The organism is Endozoicomonas elysicola, assembly GCF_000710775.1.
GTDB lineage: Bacteria > Pseudomonadota > Gammaproteobacteria > Pseudomonadales > Endozoicomonadaceae > Endozoicomonas > Endozoicomonas elysicola.
In genome coordinates this window covers 247,323-266,496 of the sequence record NZ_JOJP01000001.1, presented here as the reverse complement: position 1 = coordinate 266,496, position 19,174 = coordinate 247,323, and the positions used below count along the sequence as shown (strand labels likewise).

Below are 19,174 nucleotides of genomic sequence, written 5' to 3'. Positions count from 1 at the left end.
CAAACTCTGGAGAAGCTTATGACTGCTTGGTTATCAGCCGGCATACTGTTCACGTTTTTAGCGGTGGCATTTATCCTGGTTCGTTGGGGGAGTGTCCGATGTATTGGGAATACGCCGGTGCGCACCCTGACATTCATCGCGATTCTATTTACTTCCGGGTTGGACGTGGGGCTGATCATGTTCCCGTTAACCGAATTTGCTGGTTATGCAGATCTGTCGGCGAGCCCTGAGTACGGATTTGCCAACCCGCTGGCTATTGAGTTTGGGTTCTGGGGCTTTTTGATTTGGGCCTTTTATTTCCTGACCTGTTTCTATTTCTGTGTGATTGAGCCTAAGGTGGGCTTCTTCGAATTACCTCTGGTTAAGTTCATCAATAATCTTGTGATTGTTGGCACCTGTGCTTTCACTGCTTATCTACTGCTGGCCAACCTGCCCTGGTACCTGCCCGAGGTTGGGGACGGGGAAACGATTGTTGCCTCTTTCTATCTGATTGTTTTCGTCGTTATTGCTATTGCGGTTTATTCCAGCACCAGTTTGCGTTATGTGAGATTCCTGAGTGTGGCTACAACGCTGCTGTTTCTGGGGCTGATCGCTGTCATGGGGCTCGGTGCAATGGTCTCCACTGAGAATGGTGCTGTCGAAATGGTCAAGACCGCTGCTCTGCTGGGTGACTATTTTGGCAACATTCACCAGTTCGTTTTACCGTTGAATGACTACCATGAGTTCTATCTGCTCTGGTGGTTCGCATGGAGCATTATGATTGGCCAGTTTACCTCCCGTTTTGTGGGTGGGTTGACCACGCGCCAGTTATTTGCAGCGATGCTGATTGTGCCCTCTATTCCGGTGGGTATCTGGTTCTCAGTATTGTATTACTATCATGCAAATGGGCTTGAAACTGCAGGGTTTTACAATCTGGCGATGGCACTGGTTGGCATCACCTTTGTTATTAATTCTCTGGATTCTCTGGTTCGGCTCTACACCGATAACCTGAATTTGACCGTGGCGCGCCTTGGCAAGGTGAAGTACCTCCTCGGTAATATCGCTGCCATGAGTATTCTGACGATGCTGTTCAAACTGGATTTTCTGGAGATCCAATGGGTTGGCGCTCTGGTTATCGGGCTGTTCTTTGCCTGCTTTGGTTATATCCTGCTGACTACTTTGAAGCCAGTGATGAACATTAAAGCAAACGATGAAAAGACTGCAGTGGATTACGGCAAGATTGAGCTGGTGAACTGATGAAGAATGGTCATCCATCCATAAATTATGGGTGGATGACTGCTCACCTCTTTATTACCGTCTAAAGCAGATGCTCAATAAATAAGTACATTTCAATAAATTCTCCCTTCTTTCCAATTGTATCAACTACTTTAAAGCAACCAATTCCTGTCGTTTTTCCCAAGAGCCGGAGGGTTTTTATGAAGGCTATGGTCGTAAGGCACATTGGTTCGGCTGATGTTTTCGAGAGTATTGAGTACCCAATGCCCGAGGTTAAACCCGGCCATATAGTGGTTGAGGTTAAGGCCAGTAGCGTCAACCCGTTGGATGTAATGCTGCGTTCATCCAAGAACCCATGGTCTGAGAACAGGCCGGAAATACTTCACGGCGATGTTGCCGGAGTCGTTCATGATGTTGGCGAGGGTGTTACCTTATTCAAACCCGGCGATGAGGTGTATGGATGTGCCGGTGGTGTTGCGGGGCAGAATGGTGCTCTGGCTGACTATATGCTGGTCGATGCAGAGTTGATGGCTAAAAAGCCTGAGTCACTGTCAATGAGCGAAGCGGCAGCTTTGCCGCTGGTTTCCATAACGGCCTGGGAAGGGCTGCATGACAAGTTGAAAGTCACCAAGGGTGATCGGGTGCTGATTCATGGTGCTACCGGTGGCGTTGGCCATATTGCCATTCAGCTGGCCCGACATTTTGGTGCAACGGTAACAGCAACCACCAAACCAAGAACGCTGGATATTGCGGCTGGTCTTGGAGCTGATCACCTGATTAATGTGCTGGATACATCGGTGCAGGAATACGTACGACAATTTGCCGGTGGTGTAGGCTATGACAAAGTGTTTGATACCGTTGTAGGTGAGAACATCAAAAACAGCTTCGAGGCCGTTCGTTTTTATGGTGACGTGGCTGTCACCCTGCCGGTGGAAGATACGTTTCCGGTGCTGATGAAAAGCTTGAGTCTGCACGGTGTTTTGATGTTGGTCCCCCTTTTTAATGGTATCAACAGGTCGGCACATGGTCGGATTCTGACGGAAGTCGCTCAACTGGTGGATAACGGTGTGATTAAGCCACTGATTGATCCTCACCCCTTTACTATCTGGCAAGTGGCTGATGCCCACCGCCATCTTGAGTCAAGGCAAGCGGTTGGCAAGATTATTCTTACTGCTGACTGAAGTAAATTATCCTTCTTGATGCAACGAAGTGGGGCTCACCTCTATAGGAATAATCAGCTCTGGTTGGTAGTCCGGAGGGGTGTGTTTATCATGCCCTTTCTGGTTAGTCATGATACGGGTTTTTCCCAGCGTTCGATTAATGTTGCTATGAGTATGGCCGTAGAACCAGAAGTCTGGTTGCCATTTCCAGATCATGTCATTCAGTCGGTTTATAAAGTAGGGGGATAGCTCTGAGCCAGCCCATTTGGAATCTATACATTCAGGCACTGGGGCAAAGTGTGTGATAACCACCGTTGGACCAGAGTATGGGATAGACAGCTGTTCTTCCAGCCACTGCCTGCACGCGTTGTTTTCCTTTATCTGGTCAGTAGCTCTTATCAGCCGGTTACCCACAGCGATTTTGTAAAAATCGTATACCGCTTCCTCTGCCCTTTGCTGGTAGTGTGTTGTGCTTTCTGGCTGGTCTTCTTCAAAAAGGTCGAACGAAGACCATAATGTACAGCCAAGAAAGCGAACTCCGTCCAGATTAAGCTGATTTCTTTCCAGAAAAAAAACATTAGACATTTGATTGGCGGCATCGTTTAACTGATGCTGAAGAGCGTACAAGTCATGATCGTAAAACTCATGGTTTCCAGCAATAAGAATGACTTTCGCATTATTCTTCACTGCAACACTTTCAGCGTATTCGATACTGTCCGTGCCTTCATCAATATCACCCGCAAGAATAATAATATCTGCTCCGGGGACGGTAACGAGCTCCTTCTTGTCTTTAGGTACATGCTCCTGATGCAGATCGGAGTGGAGAGAGAGCTTTACGGTTTCAGCCCATGAAAAAGAGCTGGTAAGAATACTGAGTAATAAAAGACAACCCGATCGAACAGTCATAAAAACCATAGCTCCTAAGCCTTTTTGGAAGTGGCAAATATTAGTTGGCGCTAGGAGAGGTATTAGATTACTTAAGAGTAAATCAGGGTGGGGCTGTTCAGAAAATGCGATTAATGGTGCAATCTTTCATCATAACGGACACAAAGACTTCAGCCTCTGTGTGTCCGTTATGATGAAAAGAGCAGTCTCAGGGAACGTGGTATCCCATGGGAGCCTGGTCATCGTATTGAAGCCATACTTTATTCAGCCAAGCTTCAGATCCCAGCCAGTCGAGAACCCACTTCAGACCCTGTCCCATATTTTCCTGATTCCAGGCCAGCAGGCAGCCATCGTTGTAATGCAGGTCAATGACTTCCTTGCGAACCAGCAAACCTTCTGCAATATAAGGCTTTGCAAAATGGCTTGGCAGAATGGTGGCACCCAGGCCTCTTAACAGACACTCGATCGCGGCCCGAAAACTGGGAACCAGCAGTACCTGCTGATTTTCCAGAAGCAGGTTATAACCCTGACGGAAGAAGCGTGAAGTATCCTGAATACAGATTGAGCGGTATTCCTGAAGTTCTTCCATAGAAAGGGGTTCTTTCCGTTTAGCCAGCGGGTGGTCTGGAGAGACCACAAAGTCCCAGGTCATGTTACCCATAGAGCGCCAGGCAAAACGATCCTGATTAAGGATGGCTTCGGGAATATCTTGAGGAGCTCCAATGACTACCTGACAACGGCCATGGAAAAGTGAGTCCCAGGAACCGTTATAGACTTCGGTATTGATAACCAGCCCTGCTTCAGGTCGCACGGCCTGAAGGTCGTGGATCAGGTCATAGACCTTTCCCTGGTTAACCACGTTGTCCAGCGCTATGCGCAGTTCCTGTTCCCAGCCAGTAGCTAATTGTCGTGTACTGTTTTCAAGTTCTTCGAGGGATGCAAGAAGCTTGTCAGTATGTTCAATGAAGTGTTCGCCAGCGGGTGTCAGATCAACACGTTTGCTGTCGCGTAGAAACAGTTGCACACCAAGGCGGTCTTCCAGTTTTCTAACGGTATAGCTGATTGCCGATGGCACTTTATGCAGATGTTTGGCGGCAGCTGTAAAGTTACGAAAATGGGCAACTGCCCGAACAATCTGAAGCGTTTCCGTTGGAATCATAGAAGGCTGCAATGCATTGTGTCGATGAGGCTGGCAATAATACCTGATCAGTGCTTTTTGTTTGCAGATTTTTTGTATTCCCGCACACTCTCTTTATTGTAAGCGTGCGGGCAGTGAGTTAATTATGGTTATAACCGGAGGAGTCTTCGGCATTGCCGGGCTCTTGAACCGGATGTTTTTCGAAATAATCGAGACAGCGTTTCAGGTCATCCACCAGTAAGTCAGCAAGGTCATGGGTAAAGCCATGACGAACCAGAATACGCATGATAACCAGATCTTCGCGGTTGGCTGGCATGGAGTAAGCCGCGATCTGCCAGCCTCGGCTGCGGATGCGATCGGATAGGTCGTAAAGGTTGAAGCCTGGGCTAAGCCCTTTCTTTAATGACCAGCTCATGGCGGGTATGCCACCTTTGCCGTTATAAATAATGTCGAATATGCCTAACTGTTCTATCTGTTTACTGAGATATTGAGCGGTTTCATAACAGGCTTGCTGTATACGGCGATAGCCTTCTTTTCCAAGTCGAAGAAATATGTAGTACTGGGCAGCAATCTGTCCACCGGGGCGAGAGAAATTCAGCGCAAAGGTTGGCATATCACCGCCGAGATAGTTCACGCGAAAGATCAGATTCTCTGGCAGATCTTCCTTGTCACGCCAAACGACCCAGCCGACGCCTAGAGGCGCCAGTCCAAATTTATGCCCGGAAGCATTAATGGACTTAACTCGGGGCAGGCGGAAGTCCCAGACCAGGTCAGGATCACAGAAGGGTGCCAGAAACCCGCCACTGGCTGCATCCACATGTATGGGAATATCCAGCCCGGTATCCTGCTGAAGTTTGTCCAGTGCTTTACTGACCGCTTCGACTGGTTCGTATTGGCAGGTAAAGGTTACGCCCAGGGTTGGCACGACGCCTATTGTGTTTTCATCGCAGCGTTTGATGACTTCTTCGGGATTCATAATCAGGCGATCCCCTTCCATAGGGATTTCTCTGAGTTCGATATCCCAGTAACGAGCGAATTTGTGCCAGCAAATCTGAACCGGGCCACAAATCATATTAGGTTTATCTGTTGGTTTTCCCTGCTGCTTCATTTTTTCACGCCAGCGCCATTTCAGAGCCATACCTCCAAGCATGGCCGCTTCACTGGAGCCCGTTGTGGAGCAGCCAAGGGTATTCATGGCATCAGGAGAGTTCCAGAGGTCCGCCAGCATATGCACGCAGCGGCTCTCAAGCTCTGCGGTTTGCGGATATTCATCCTTGTCGATCATGTTCTTGTCGACACACTCATCCATGATTTTGTGGACTTCATCATCAACCCAGGTCTGACAGAACGTGGCGAGGTTTTGACGGGAGTTACCATCCAGCATTAGCTCATCATGAACCACCTGATAAGCATGCCGTGGTTCCTGTTGTTTTTCCGGCATCTTGTATTTTGGCATGCTGACCGAAAGATCCGACGAGGCGTAAACGTCGTCTACAAGATTGTCCAGAATATCATCGCGGTAATGCAGTGGCATGATTCAGGCTCCAGGACAGGCATTGGGGCCTGTTGACGTTTCGTTGTGTGCTCAGCGTATCAGTGCGTTCCTATGACTAGGCGCGGCATTGCAGGAATGCGCGTTGCCTTTCAAAATGCAGCAACAACGTCATAGGGGCGCCCTGATACGCCCTTCGGGTGACCCAGAAAAGCGCCATCTGCTTTGTTAGACTTGCTTGACGTAGAATGGCTACGGACAGCACATGTCTTTCGCGCATATGACGCTTTTCTGGCCCACTGAGCCTCGCAACGAAACGTCAACAGGCCCTAGCTTTAGAAAACTGTATGAGGAAAACAGATGCACGATGGCTGGCATCAGAGATCTATCAGGAGTATAGACAGGAATTGTCGCTTTGAAGGAAGTGCTGTTTCCAGACAGGTGTCAGGTTCTAACAGAGCTCGGGTGTTGTTCAAAAAGTTAGAATGAGCATCCTTATTTTGTTGATATACCCTGCTGTCATCAGCCGATAGTATTCTTCGTCGTTCCATGGCGATACTGGCGGGAACCAGTATGGCTGGCTGAAATAAGCTCGGGCTATTACCGTTGCCTGTTCCAATAGGCCGATGCTTCAGCAATGGGCGAATGAGCCTGCAGTATGCCCTGTAGACTCAGGTGGATGATCAGCGAAAAAACCCTGTATTTTTACAGGGTTTTTTTGTGTCTGAATTTTGATGCCAATCACTTCTGATTCTTTCTGAATCAAGCCAATGAATGAGTAAGTTCGATACGTCCTATCTGAAAACAGGATTCACTCAGGGCTTGAGTTGTTGATTGGTATACTATTGAAACAGGTTCCACTGGCTTATGAACTTGATGCTTCTGGTTCATGGCTATTCTCAATTATCAGTCACTGGCTGGTTGCCAATTTTTCCAGAGGGATTGCCTCATGACCGATCTTAATGTCCGTAGCCGTCTGGCTCTGCAATTGATGGATCTTACATCCCTGAATGATGACGATACGCCAGAGAAAATTATTGAGCTTTGTCATCAGGCTCATACGGAAGCCGGGAATACTGCTGCTGTCTGTATCTACCCCCGCTTCATTCCGGTTGCCCGGAAGACACTGAACTCTCTCGGCCTGAATGACGTTACCATTGCGACGGTAACAAACTTTCCTGAAGGCGGCGATGATATTGAAATCGCTGTTGCTGAAACAAAGGCTGCTGTCGCTTATGGTGCCGATGAAGTCGACGTCGTATTTCCATACCGTGCACTGATGGCTGGTAATGAGGAAGTAGGTGCAGAGCTCGTTCGTCGCTGCAAAGAGGCCTGTGGTGCAGATGTATTGTTAAAAGTGATTATTGAAACAGGCGAGTTGAAGGATCCCTCCCTGATTCGTAAAGCCAGCGAAATTTCCATTGATGCTGGTGCTGATTTCATTAAAACCTCAACTGGTAAAGTGCCTGTTAATGCGACGCCAGAATCAGCTCGTATCATGCTGGAAGCTATTCGTGACAGCGGTAATACACAGGTAGGCTTCAAGCCTGCGGGTGGTATCAAAACGGCTGAAGATGCTGCTCTGCATCTTGATCTGGCTGACGAAATCATGGGTGAAGGCTGGGTGGACCGCCGTCATTACCGGTTTGGAGCCAGTAGCCTGTTGAGCAACCTGTTGATTGCTCTTGGCCTGAAACAGGGTGAAGCCAGCAAAGAAGGATACTGATATGTTTCTTCCACAAGTGGTTATTCGTCGTAAGCGGGAAGGCGAGGTTCTCAGCGAGCAGGAGATTCGCGATTTCATTGCCGGTGTTACGGATGACTCTGTGTCGGAAGGTCAGATCGGTGCTTTCGCCATGGCCGTGTACTTTCAGGGGATGAATATCGAAGAACGCATCGCCCTGACCTGTGCCATGCGTGACTCCGGAGAGGTGATGGACTGGTCGTCAGACAACCTCTCTGGTCCTATTCTGGATAAGCACTCAACCGGTGGTGTCGGTGATGTGGTCAGTTTGATGCTTGGCCCTATGATTGCTGCCTGTGGTGGTTTTGTGCCGATGATCTCGGGGCGCGGTCTTGGGCATACCGGTGGAACACTGGATAAGCTGGACAGCATTCCGGGCTATACCACCAGTGCATCGGAACCGCTGTTCCGTAAAGTGGTCAAAGAAACAGGAGTGGCCATTGTTGGGCAGACCGGTGAATTGGCTCCTGCAGACAAGCGTATCTATGGTGTCCGGGATGTCACCGCTACGGTTGAGTCCATTGCCATGATTACGGCATCCATATTGTCAAAAAAACTGGCTGAGGGTCTAGATGCATTGGTGATGGATGTAAAAGTGGGCAGTGGTGCTTTTATGCCAACCTTTGATCAATCCGTTGAGTTGGCCCAGAGCATTGTTCAGGTGGCGAATGGTGCAGGCGTTAAAACCACCGCATTGCTTACAGATATGAACCAGTGTCTTGCATCATCAGCCGGAAACGCACTTGAGGTGCGTGAAGCGGTTCAGTTCCTTACCGGTGAATACCGGAATGAACGCCTGCTGGAAATTACCATGGCTCAATCTGCTGAGTTGCTGGTATCTGGTGGTTTGTCAGCCAATATAGAACAGGCTCGGGAAAAGCTTCAGTTGGTACTGGACAATGGTCAGGCTGCTGAAATTTTCAGCCGTATGGTTCATGGGTTGGGTGGGCCAGCAGACTTTACTGAGCGTTATGAGCATTACCTTCCAGGTGCATCCATTATTAAGCCGGTTTACATGGAAGGTGACGGTTTCCTCTCGGCAATGAATACCCGAGAAGTGGGTATGGCTGTGGTGCAGTTGGGCGGAGGTCGAAAAGTGGCTTCTGATACGATTGATTATGGAGTAGGCTTCACGGAAATTTGCCGGTTGGGTGACAGGATTGACTCTTCACAACCGATTGCCATGCTTCATGCCAGCTCAGAAGCGTCATGGAACCAGGCTGCAGATATGCTTCGTGGTGCACTTACCCTGTCAGAACAGGCGCCACAACCTAATTCTATGGTATACAAAAAACTGTCATGATGGTGACAGGTCAGGAGTAGCGAATGAAACGTGCCATTATCCTTGTGATGGATTCATTCGGCATTGGTGCCACTGACGACGCTGAGAAGTTTGGCGATGCTGGTTCCAATACAATTGGACATATTGCCCAGGCTTGTGCTGATGGCAAAGCCGATATTGGTCGAAAAGGGCCATTAAACCTTCCAGAACTCTCCAGTCTTGGCCTGGCTCATGCAGCCAGAGATTCCTGTGGTGAATTCCCCAAGGGGATGACCAATGATATGCCCATCATTGGTGCCTATGGTTATGCCAAAGAGCTGTCCAGTGGTAAGGATACGCCCAGTGGACACTGGGAAATGACCGGTGTCCCGGTACTATTTGAATGGGGTTATTTTCGTGATGAGAAAAACAGCTTTCCCCAGGAGCTGCTGGATGAGCTGATTGAAAAAGCAAAACTCCCCGGGGTTCTGGGTAACTGCCATTCTTCTGGAACAACGATTCTGGAAGAGTTGGGCGAAGAGCATATGAAAACGGGTAAGCCGATCGTCTACACATCGGCAGACAGCGTATTTCAGATTGCCTGCCATGAGGAAACCTTTGGGCTGGATCGTCTGATTGAGGTTTGTCAGATAGCCCGGGAGATTCTTGAGCCATACAATATTGGTCGTGTTATTGCCCGTCCATTTATTGGTGATGATGCGGGGGACTTCCAGCGTACCGGTAACCGTCGGGACTTTTCTGTGCTTCCTCCAGCGCCTACGGTGTTGGATAAACTGGTGGACAGCGGTGGAGAAGTGGTCAGTATTGGTAAGATTGCGGATATTTTTGCCAATCAGGGCATTACCAAAAAGGTAAAAGCAACCGGTATACCGGCACTCTTTGAAGCAACCCGTGAAGCATTGATAGAAGCCGGTGATCGAACGATTGTATTCACTAATTTTGTGGATTTTGACTCTTCATTTGGTCACCGTCGAGATGTAGCCGGTTACGCTGGAGCGCTGGAGCAGCTGGATGCCATGCTACCTGACCTGTTTTACTATATGAACGACGATGATCTTCTGATTATCACTGCAGACCATGGTTGTGACCCCACCTGGCCAGGAACCGATCATACCCGTGAGCATATTCCAGTGCTTGTCTTCAGTAAGAAGTTGATCCCCTGTGCCCTGGGGCAGAGAGAAACGTTTGCCGATATCGGACAGACGCTGGCCAGCTTCTTTGGCCTGGAGCCTCTGGACTACGGCACATCATTTTTGCCCGAAATCTTTGAGCAAGGGTAACTTTCGACCATAACCAGTTTTTGGATAGAGGAGCAAAAGATTCCCCATCGTTCCTCTTATCTGTTTTGATCTGTGTATCGAGAACGAGGATATAATCGTGACACCTCATATTAATGCCAAGCCCGGAGCTTTTGCTGATGTCTGCCTGATGCCGGGCGACCCTCTGCGGGCAAAACACATTGCAGAAACCTTTCTGGAAGGCACTGAGCAGGTGACGGATGTACGGAACATGCTGGGCTTCACCGGTACCTATCAGGGTGTCAGAGTTTCTGTGATGGGCTCTGGTATGGGTATTCCTTCAGCATCTATTTATTACAAAGAGCTGATCACTGAATACGGTGTGAAGAGTCTGATCCGCGTTGGTTCCTGTGGAGCTATTTCCAAGGATGTCCAGGTGCGTGACATTGTTATTGGTATGGGAGCCTGTACTGATTCCAAAGTTAACCGTATGCGTTTCAAGGATCATGATTTTGCTGCCATTGCAGACTACGGGCTTCTGGAAAATGCAGTAAACTCTGCCAGAGCCATGAAGCTGCCGGTTAAAGTTGGCAACCTGTTTTCTGCAGATCTTTTCTACAACCCTGACCCATCCATGTTCGACACTATGGAAAAGTACGGCGTATTGGGTGTGGAGATGGAAGCTGCGGGCCTATACGGCGTTTGCGCTGAGTTTGGTGCACAGGGTCTGGCAATCTGTACAGTGAGCGACCATATCCGTACGGGTGAAGCCCTGCCTTCAGAAGATCGTCAGTCGACGTTTAATGAAATGGTTGAAGTGGCTCTGAACTCATTGTTGTAATTATCCCACGACAAGGGCTTGCTCATTCATTTAGAGCAGGCTCTTTGTACCATAATTCATTATTGGATTGAGCATCAGTCAATAATTGCAACTTCACCTCAAAAATTTCATTGATATACTTTTCAAGACTTCTGAGTCCGGGATCACTATCCTGAAGAATGAATGCTTCTATTTTAGCCTTTTCGAAGTCTGACAATGAGAAAGTCTTCATGTTCTCACCGGTTGACTGGTAACCTTCTTCAAGCTGAGGAATTATTGATTCAAAGGCAATATCTTTTTTTGCCTCTGCAGAGAAACCTTCGAAGACCACTTTATCCAGGCGAGAAGCCATCGCTTCCAGTTGTGGGATTTTTGTACTCAGTTCATGGATATCCGAGTTTCCTGCCAGAATCACAGTATCCGGTAGCCGGATATTAGTTTTCAGGTATGGGTTGTAAAAGGACCTGTGTGCTGGGTCGAGCAGTTTCAAGAGAAAGCCGATGACTTCCTCGGCTTGCTTATCGCTTTTTAATAAGAGCATGTCAAATTCATCAACAAATAGAACCTGGTTTTTATGATTGATATCTTTACTTGAAACAGTATTGGCAATGATGGCATCAACCAGTCGGCCTGCTTTACCATCGAAGCTTTCAAAGGGGGTTCCTGTCATATCGTCGATGGTGGCCCCGTCAAGGGTGATTATCGCCAGGTTGGTTCCCATCGCTTGTGCCAGTTGTTTGGCTGCATAGCTTTTTCCTGTCCCTGGCGCACCTTGAAAATATACTGGGTAGTGCCCTTGTGGGTGCACATCCATTTTCTGGAATGTGATCTCTGCCAGTGCAAAACGATTTAAGCGATCAATAAGCTCATCAGGAAAGTGTTTCAGTGCTTCAGTAATTTTTTTCTTATTGTAAACCAGCGGTTTTGTATAGAAAGGTAGCCTTAATGCTTTATCAAGGATTTTGTGAAGTCGGGTAATACCTTCACTACTGGGGCTTTGCCAGAAAGTATAAAATAGCTCATCTTCAATATAGCGCTGAGTAGCTCTATCAAGAAGGTTTTTCTTTGATCCATAGGTGTAGATCAGGTCTGTCTCGGGAATTGAGGGCGGTAAGGTTGCATAATATATTTGAGAGCAGACTGTTGATATTGGGTCAATTAATAATACTGCCGGTATTACGGTAAGAATCATTTTTGATTCGGGGTTCATGATCAGGAACCATTGCCATAAATACTGTCGATTCCATAACAAAAGTCCCAATGGGACTGCGTATGCCATTAGGTGTTGATTGATTGTATAAAGAGGATACTCCCTTTGAATCAACCATAAAATCTGTTTCGATGCCTGTTCACCCTGTCTTATTTTTCCGAGAATATTGGCTCTTCGGAAACTGTTTCTGGCAGGGAGAAAGTCCAGGCGATCAAATATTCGATGAGTCGCCATATAGTCTCGGATATAGTTAAGTTGCTGCTGGTCATCTCCAAGACTTCCGGCGATATTTTGTGATGCTTTAGATGGGACAATAATCAAAAGAAGAGTAATGTATATAATTTTTTCTAGCCTGAATTTCATAAGAGTTCATTTTTTATTCGGATTTTTGAGATAAATTAATAGATCTATTTCTGGAACAAAAAGAGAATTCTAGACTCAGACTAGGATAGTTGTTGTATATATTTACATTTTTAATTTTAAGACTGTATTGTTGCCATAAACTATTGGTGTCCAGTTAAGCTTTGGAAAAAAGTCCTTATTTTAGGACTGTTGTCAAAAATCTGTCTGAAGCAGACCTGCTTTACCCAGCTGCTGAAGGTTTATTTCAAAAATTTCGTGAGTGAATTTTTCCAGGCTTCGCAGTCCTGGGTCTGAATCAGACTGAATAAAATTATCAATTCTTGTCAGGTCAATTTCTGATATTGAAAATTCGGCAAGCTCCTCGGAAATAGACTTATAGCTTTGCTCCATTTTAGGAATCATTAAGCTGAATGCTATTTCTTGTTTTGTTTGAGAAGAAAAGCCATCAAAAAATATTCTTTCCAGTCTTGATGCCATAGATTGTAGTTGCTGGTTTTGAATACTGACGGTATGAATATCAGTATTTCCGGCCAGTATAATCGTATCGGGAAGGCGGATATTTGTTTTTAAATAAGGGCTGTAAAAATATCGATGGTGAGGATCTAATATTTTCAGGAAAAATGCCAGAATATCCTGAGATTGTTTATCTCCATCAATGAAAAGACGGTCAAATTCGTCTATTAACAGTACCTGATTGTGATGGTTGATATCCTGAATAGATGCAGTGTTCGCAACTATAGCTTCTAAAAGTAATCCTGGTTTGGCCTCCAGACTGTCAAATGACGTTCCGATAATGTCATCAATGTTAGCGCCATCCAGCGTCACTGTGGCAAGATTAGTTCCCATGGCGCAGGCAAGATGTTTGGCCGCATAAGTTTTACCAGTCCCGGGAGACCCATAAAAATAAACCGGGTAGTGACCCTCTGGTTTAGGCGTCATTTTCTGAATCATTATTTCAGAGAAAGCAAACCGGATTAATCTATTTTTCAGTTCTGTGGAATAATGCCATAGCTTTTCCTGCGTTTTCTCCTGATCGTATACCAGTAGCTTGGCATGCATCGGCATGCGGAGAGCTTTATCCATCACCTTAACTAATTTGTCATACTGATCAGTATTTTCAGTTTGCCAGAATCGGTAAAAAATAGACTCTTCCAGATATGCTCTGGTAACTTTATTAAGAAGGTGTCTTTTTGCCCCATACTCAACAATAAGGTCGGCCTCTGGAAGTTGAGGGGGCTCCTTAATATAGTAAAGCTGCTCCCCGGCACCAATAAATAAAAAACCAGCCAATGTCAGGACTACCGGAGATGCACTGGTCAGGACCGATCCAATGAGGTGTGAAGGTAATTTGCTGAATATCACGCCTGTTGCCGCCAGTGGTATGCCCCCATAGATTCCATATTTTTTTAATTGAGTATGAGCGTATTCAACGGATATATCTGTTAATGCTTTTCGGGTGGCTTCACGGCCTTTTGAAACCTGCTCTTCCGGGCTGAGAGAGTGATAGTTTGCCGTTGTTTTGAAAAAGTCGAGCCTGTCAAAGAAACGCGTCTCGGACATGTAATTCCGAATACCTTTTCTTTGAGACCATATATTTGTGGATTCTTCTGCATTAGTAATATTTACACGTAGGGTGGTTGTAAATAGCAAGAAAGCAATGAGTAAGTTTTTTTGAAGTCTCATCATTCATCCGGATGCAGCGTGAATATCATTTTTAGTGAAATAAAGCTGCTTGGACTTTTTATAATCTAATTGGTTCCATGGAACTAGTTGTTAAATGATAAGTTTGCTTATTCTCAGAATGAACACCCCCCTAGGTTCTATTGATGTTTCGTTGCGAGACAAGTGTGAGCCTCTGAATGATTGTGATCTACCCAAGGGGTTATACCATTTCCACCTTTTAACTATGAGAGCGGAAATGGTATTAAATGATTTCTACTGGTTGCCAACCCACTCCTGCTCGACAATCAGATCCAGTATCCACCGCTTACTGGAGGCATCAGCCGGAGGGTTGGGCACATCAAACTCTTTGATCCGTAAACGATAAGCCGTACCTGATTTGAACTCAAAACCTTCGATGTTTCCATAGAACAGGGTCCAGGGATCATCTTCGGACTCGCGAATTTGCAAACATTCCATTGGCCCGACGCCGGTACAGTGAGTTTTTTCCGGAGCAATGTAAATGAAGCGCGTTACACCATCTTCCATATTGGGCTGCTTTTTGAATACATAGCTGGATGTATTGGTACTGAGTATCAGTTGATCTCCAGACATCTGAACCCTTGGCTTATCATCCAAAAGCTGTTTTAAAGCGGCTTCCTTTCTGGCAGCTTCACCATGGCACATCATCAGGGTGCTGGCCAACTGCTCCACAATCAGCTGGTCACCAGCCATTTTTACGGAGCCCATCAATCGGTTGCATCCGGCATTGGCTGAGATGCGATCTTTTTTAATGTCCAGAGTGATAGGTGATGTTTTTACTGCAGGGCTGGTTTCCTGCCATCGGCCTTCGGGCAAAGTATTACAGGCTGTCAACAGTGCAGACATAACCACAATCCCAAATTGAACTGCTTTCATTGAAAACTCCGGCGGGCTAGCCATAAAGGAGGCTGAATTAAGTACTTAAGTAGTTAACCAAATGAAATCATATTTTCTGAGCAAGTGGCCGGTCACTCAGCGGCGTTACAACTTTGGTCACATAGCTACGGCTGTATTCCCGTCGCTGTGTCTTGCATAGTAACTGTCCACTCACCCAGAAATATTCGATTCCATTTGCCCAACTACTTACCATATGCTGGGTACTTATGATAATTCTCGCTAATTATAGTATCGGTTAGCTATAAAAAGAGAGTCAGCAAAACTAAAACAATGCACTGAATCAACAGAAAGTAAAAAGCAGCCCTAAGAGCTGCTTTTTGTGAAAGCGGGCTAATTAAAGTCTGTTATTAAATAGTGAAGTTATAACTTAACCAGGCTCGCAAGTTTTCGGTCTCATTCTGGCCTGTAGCTTTACGGAATGCTTCATCGTTTTTGTAGTAGCCATATTGAAGTTTGAACTGGAGACCTTTCATTCCCCACTGGGAGAAGTCGTACTTCATTGTCAGGTCGTGTTCGTGCTCAGCAACATCGTGTTCAGTGCCGGTGTTAAGATCTTTGGCTTTCATGCCTGAGCCATAGAAGAAGGTGTAGCCCAGCGATAAACCTTCAAGTCCAATGTTACTGAAGTCATATTCAGCCCCAATCAGCCAGGCTTTTTCTTTGTTGAAGTTAAAGTCGGATACGATGGCTGAGGTGGGTACATCCCATACGCCCTGAGTGTTCTCCCCAAAGTAGTAGTTGTAATAACCAATGGTGTGATAACCATTGCTGGAAGAATTGCTCGCAGTATTGGCCTTGGTATAGTTGAAGGCCGCATTGAACGTCCATGGACCATTGTTCAGTGTTGCATTCAGGTTTCCGGATTCAGCCTTGTTATCAAATGAGCCCTCACGCTCATCTGTTCCCCAAAGATCCCCATCTTGCTTGGCGTAGAAATACATACCTCCCAGAGTCAGCTCTGAGCCATCGTAAAGTGGCATTTTGAACCAGACATTACCGTTGTGGGCATTTAAATAATTGTCTGCAAGGCCGTTCCGGTATTGAAGTTCAAGGCTACGCTGGTTCGCCAGTTCAAAGGTATAGCCCAGCTGCATACCCATGACCCAGTCAATTTTTTTCCCTTCTTCATTCACTATGTGGTGAAAGCCTGACTGGGACCTTTTGGATACCTCGTTCAACCAGGCAATTTTGCCTTTGAAGCCATCCATTTCAACAGAGGCATCAACCCCCTGCCAGGCACTGGGGACAGAACGGGAGCCGGAGATGGTGACCAGACCGGTTTCAACCAGCTGGCGGCCAATTTTGACATCGGCAGACAGGCCGTCGTAGCTCTCAGGTAATTTGAAATCAACCCATATCTGACCGAGTTTACCAAAGCCTTCATTACCGGCATTCAACAGATCGCTGGAGCCAACATTGCCATCTTTCATATCCAGCTTGGCTACGCGATAGGCGGAACCACCAATACTCAAGAAGTCAGCCAGGTAACCAGTTTGGGCATTCAGCCAGACAGCACCTGTCCAGGCACCTTTGGTTTTATTATCTGTAGTGTTCTCATCATTGAAAAAGACGGTCTGAACTTTGCCATCAACTTTGGCATCACTGATGAATGAATCATAACTGTCACTGGCCAAAACAGGCAGACTGAAAAAAGCAACAGCACAGGATAGTAAAGAGGGTTTTAAACTGGACAAGGGAAGTACCTGCTAAATCAATGGTAGTGATTGAGTGAAGCAAGTATAGATGCTGTGGCAGAAGCTGATAGAAATTAACCGATAGAATAAAAAGAGAATTTAAAGCTAAATGAAGGATAAGGTTTTTATTTTGTTACGATGGTCTTATTAATATTGATTGCTGTATTTAAATAAGTACTCAGTAACCATGTTCAGGATCTATTTTGCTAATCAGGTTTATTTGTACAGAGTTTGTTTTCTTTAACTCACCATTACGAAACTCCAGATCAATACGACGAATGCTTGGGCAGCATGCAGAGATATTTAAAGAAGCACTTGTTTCTGTAACACGATAGGCTTCGTCGGGTGTCTGGGCGCTGTTTCCTACCATGAGGTCAATACCTTCCATTTTTGAAACTGGGGAAGCAGACTTATTTCCATTGTTTGAAGGTTTGGGGTAATGAATGGCGTGAGTAGCAACAATAACAATATCAGCCTGTCTTCTGAGATAGGGTATAAGCTCTGAGGCAGCTACTTCGGGTTCAATGAGTTCAATACCTCGGCGATACTCTGCAATTTCATCATTGAGATACCCCGGTCTGGTGAGTCCCATAACGGCAATACGGAGGCCATCGAAATCAAATAACGCATAGGCATCAAATACAGGCCTGCCAGTTTCAGATTCATAAAGATTGGCAGAAAGGAATGGGAAATCTGCTGTAGCTTCCTGTGTACGGATATTATTCATGGGTTCATCAAATAATAATGGGCTGACCGCCATGGCATTATAGCCCAGTTGGTTTAGCTGTTTTAGATTCAGGATGTCATCATCAGTACTGAGCTCACCTCCAGATAGTAATAACAGCTTGCCCCCATCGGCTTCTACTTCTTTACGTATTTTATTAATAAGCTCCTGTTTTTTAATTAGCTGCGCATTACTATCTGTCCTTTCATTATCATATTCACGAGTCAGTTCACTGGTGTTTAGAATAGTGAGTTTGTACGTTTTATCCGGAATATAACTGGGCTTCTGGCTTTCATTAGCAGTCCAGAAATAAGCCAGCGCGATAAGCATAGATGTCAGAGAGGTTTTGATGATCAGCTTTGACCAGGATCTATGCTGCGTAACTGAGGAACCCGCTGGTCTGGAGTGCATAAAGACAGCTTCCGGGAAAAGTTATCAACAATATAACATCTGTTCTTTGGTACGTGTGTCTTTATGAGTTAATTATCCTGAAAGCATTTTGTAAGCACTAAATCATCTATAAAAATAAGTATTCTTCATAGCTTCTTGTTTACTATTGTGATCAAAAAATCAGATTCAGAGGTGAGCTGAATTAGCCTATGGCACTTTAGCCTCTGTGAGGCTGGCATCCTTGCCGGTAATAAGTTAATGGGCAGAGATCTTGGTTGTAATGGTTCTTAGAATTTATAGGTGACAGCGAAGTAATGGCTGGCTCCTGAAGATTTCATATTATTCGTATTGTTTTTGACCAGATAAATATCAGAATAAAGCTTCAGACCATAGCCAAGGGCAAATTTATCAAAGTGCCAGTAAAGGCCGTTGAACATCGCGCCGCCATGCTTAGCTTGTGGGTTCCCAGCGAAAGTATCTTTGGCACCAAACTGATAGTCGATATACCCTTGGTAGGAGAGAAAACTACCATTATCAAACGTGTAAAATGGAGTAAACCAGTTGGTCGATATCTGCAGGCCATTCCAGTCTTTTTTATTCAGGTCGTACAGGCCATAGAGGTTAAGACCCATTTTGCCAAACCAGGGAACCTGAATATCAGAGCCAATTCCCCAGAATGAGTTGTTGGTATCTTCACTGGGTATACCGACATCATTTTCGTTATAGTTTGTGGCACCACCACCTCCCCAGTTAAACAATGTAGCAAAATAGATGTCAGTAACGGGCCCCCATGGAAGGTTTTTGAACAGATCCTTAAGAGATAGTCGGGGTGCGAATTTCATAAACATCTTGGGCTGACCTTTCTTATCACTGTTATCGCGATTGGTCAGGTTGAAGACATCAACATATCCATATAGATCCAGAATACCTGAGCGTCCACCAAATTCCAGCTCTAAATAGTCATGCCCATCATTGGGCGTATTTTTGGGTCTTGGCTGCTCCTTATAGGCATACATAAGGTTCAGATTCATCCATTTAAAGTCATTATTGGGCGGAATACCATCGTTATAATCTGTGGCAAAAGCTAAGGGGGCAAGCGTGATGATACTGATCAACCAGCATGATTTCAGGCAGAAGTTTTTCACGATCAGGCTCCGTTTCCGGCTCAATAGATGAGTAGAGGTGTGTGAAAAAATGAAGAAGAACTGGATACAGACGAGC

15 protein-coding genes are annotated in these 19,174 nt (G+C 45.9%); 6 read left to right on the top strand and 9 right to left on the bottom strand.

Going from position 1 to position 19,174, the window contains the following annotated elements:
• Nucleotides 1–18 precede the first annotated feature (18 nt).
• Nucleotides 19–1,236 (top strand): BCCT family transporter, encoded by a 1,218-nt coding sequence (locus GV64_RS01135; protein WP_020582038.1) that lies wholly within the window; start codon nt 19–21, stop codon nt 1,234–1,236.
• A 179-nt stretch (nt 1,237–1,415) separates the two neighbouring features.
• A complete protein-coding gene (locus GV64_RS01130; protein ID WP_020582039.1) occupies nt 1,416–2,396 on the top strand; it encodes a zinc-dependent alcohol dehydrogenase family protein in 981 nt (326 codons plus the stop codon).
• 6 nt (nt 2,397–2,402) lie between these two features.
• On the opposite strand, the gene GV64_RS01125 is transcribed toward GV64_RS01130, so the two are convergent.
• The 3 genes from GV64_RS01125 to GV64_RS01115 form a co-directional block, all read right to left on the bottom strand.
• On the bottom strand, nt 2,403–3,281 hold the full coding sequence (locus GV64_RS01125; protein ID WP_157236974.1) for a metallophosphoesterase: 879 nt from the start codon (nt 3,279–3,281) through the stop codon (nt 2,403–2,405).
• Between the two features lie 187 nt (nt 3,282–3,468).
• A complete protein-coding gene (locus GV64_RS01120; protein WP_152553888.1) occupies nt 3,469–4,419 on the bottom strand; it encodes a LysR substrate-binding domain-containing protein in 951 nt (316 codons plus the stop codon).
• Nucleotides 4,420–4,537: 118 nt separating this feature from the next.
• Complete coding sequence (locus GV64_RS01115; RefSeq protein WP_020582042.1) at nt 4,538–5,932, bottom strand: glutamate decarboxylase; 1,395 nt, start codon at nt 5,930–5,932, stop codon at nt 4,538–4,540.
• Between the two features lie 907 nt (nt 5,933–6,839).
• Between GV64_RS01115 and deoC the strand changes: the two genes are divergently transcribed.
• The 4 genes from deoC to deoD all read left to right on the top strand — a co-directional run bounded on the left by deoC (nt 6,840) and on the right by deoD (nt 10,995).
• Nucleotides 6,840–7,616, top strand: a complete 777-nt coding sequence (deoC, locus tag GV64_RS01105) for a deoxyribose-phosphate aldolase (protein ID WP_020582045.1) — start codon at nt 6,840–6,842, stop codon at nt 7,614–7,616.
• A 1-nt stretch (nt 7,617) separates the two neighbouring features.
• Complete coding sequence (gene deoA, locus GV64_RS01100; RefSeq protein ID WP_034843890.1) at nt 7,618–8,937, top strand: thymidine phosphorylase; 1,320 nt, start codon at nt 7,618–7,620, stop codon at nt 8,935–8,937.
• A 23-nt stretch (nt 8,938–8,960) separates the two neighbouring features.
• Nucleotides 8,961–10,196, top strand: a complete 1,236-nt coding sequence (locus tag GV64_RS01095; RefSeq protein ID WP_020582047.1) for a phosphopentomutase — start codon at nt 8,961–8,963, stop codon at nt 10,194–10,196.
• A 94-nt stretch (nt 10,197–10,290) separates the two neighbouring features.
• Nucleotides 10,291–10,995 (top strand): purine-nucleoside phosphorylase, encoded by a 705-nt coding sequence (deoD, locus tag GV64_RS01090; RefSeq protein ID WP_026258189.1) that lies wholly within the window; start codon nt 10,291–10,293, stop codon nt 10,993–10,995.
• 22 nt (nt 10,996–11,017) lie between these two features.
• Here deoD and GV64_RS01085 read toward each other — a convergent pair whose 3' ends face one another.
• From GV64_RS01085 to GV64_RS01060, 6 genes are all read right to left on the bottom strand, one after another.
• Nucleotides 11,018–12,547: an AAA family ATPase gene (locus GV64_RS01085; RefSeq protein WP_020582049.1), complete on the bottom strand. Its 1,530-nt coding sequence runs from the start codon at nt 12,545–12,547 to the stop codon at nt 11,018–11,020.
• Nucleotides 12,548–12,739: 192 nt separating this feature from the next.
• Nucleotides 12,740–14,107 (bottom strand): AAA family ATPase, encoded by a 1,368-nt coding sequence (locus GV64_RS01080; protein WP_157236976.1) that lies wholly within the window; start codon nt 14,105–14,107, stop codon nt 12,740–12,742.
• A gap of 375 nt (nt 14,108–14,482) precedes the next feature.
• On the bottom strand, nt 14,483–15,124 hold the full coding sequence (locus GV64_RS23510; protein ID WP_020582051.1) for an META and DUF4377 domain-containing protein: 642 nt from the start codon (nt 15,122–15,124) through the stop codon (nt 14,483–14,485).
• A gap of 368 nt (nt 15,125–15,492) precedes the next feature.
• The gene (locus tag GV64_RS01070) at nt 15,493–16,839 is read right to left on the bottom strand and encodes an OprD family outer membrane porin (RefSeq protein ID WP_020582052.1); all 1,347 of its coding nucleotides are present in this window, start codon (nt 16,837–16,839) and stop codon (nt 15,493–15,495) included.
• 178 nt (nt 16,840–17,017) lie between these two features.
• Nucleotides 17,018–17,974: a bifunctional UDP-sugar hydrolase/5'-nucleotidase gene (locus GV64_RS01065; protein WP_020582053.1), complete on the bottom strand. Its 957-nt coding sequence runs from the start codon at nt 17,972–17,974 to the stop codon at nt 17,018–17,020.
• Between the two features lie 266 nt (nt 17,975–18,240).
• Nucleotides 18,241–19,098 carry a nucleoside-specific channel-forming Tsx family protein gene (locus tag GV64_RS01060; RefSeq protein WP_201772454.1) on the bottom strand — a complete coding sequence of 286 codons (858 nt, stop codon included), beginning with the start codon at nt 19,096–19,098 and terminating at the stop codon, nt 18,241–18,243.
• Between the last annotated feature and the right edge of the window lie 76 nt (nt 19,099–19,174).

Excerpts from the sequence above, each read along its gene's own strand:
- GV64_RS01135 (WP_020582038.1), top strand. The coding sequence starts at position 19 with ATGACTGCTTGGTTATCAGCCGGCATACTGTTCACGTTTTTAGCGGTG.
- GV64_RS01130 (WP_020582039.1), top strand. The coding sequence starts at position 1,416 with ATGAAGGCTATGGTCGTAAGGCACATTGGTTCGGCTGATGTTTTCGAG.
- GV64_RS01125 (WP_157236974.1), bottom strand. The coding sequence starts at position 3,281 with ATGACTGTTCGATCGGGTTGTCTTTTATTACTCAGTATTCTTACCAGC.
- GV64_RS01120 (WP_152553888.1), bottom strand. The coding sequence starts at position 4,419 with ATGATTCCAACGGAAACGCTTCAGATTGTTCGGGCAGTTGCCCATTTT.
- GV64_RS01115 (WP_020582042.1), bottom strand. The coding sequence starts at position 5,932 with ATGCCACTGCATTACCGCGATGATATTCTGGACAATCTTGTAGACGAC.
- deoC (WP_020582045.1), top strand. The coding sequence starts at position 6,840 with ATGACCGATCTTAATGTCCGTAGCCGTCTGGCTCTGCAATTGATGGAT.
- deoA (WP_034843890.1), top strand. The coding sequence starts at position 7,618 with ATGTTTCTTCCACAAGTGGTTATTCGTCGTAAGCGGGAAGGCGAGGTT.
- GV64_RS01095 (WP_020582047.1), top strand. The coding sequence starts at position 8,961 with ATGAAACGTGCCATTATCCTTGTGATGGATTCATTCGGCATTGGTGCC.
- GV64_RS01085 (WP_020582049.1), bottom strand. The coding sequence starts at position 12,547 with ATGAAATTCAGGCTAGAAAAAATTATATACATTACTCTTCTTTTGATT.
- GV64_RS01080 (WP_157236976.1), bottom strand. The coding sequence starts at position 14,107 with ATGTCCGAGACGCGTTTCTTTGACAGGCTCGACTTTTTCAAAACAACG.
- GV64_RS23510 (WP_020582051.1), bottom strand. The coding sequence starts at position 15,124 with ATGAAAGCAGTTCAATTTGGGATTGTGGTTATGTCTGCACTGTTGACA.
- GV64_RS01065 (WP_020582053.1), bottom strand. The coding sequence starts at position 17,974 with ATGCACTCCAGACCAGCGGGTTCCTCAGTTACGCAGCATAGATCCTGG.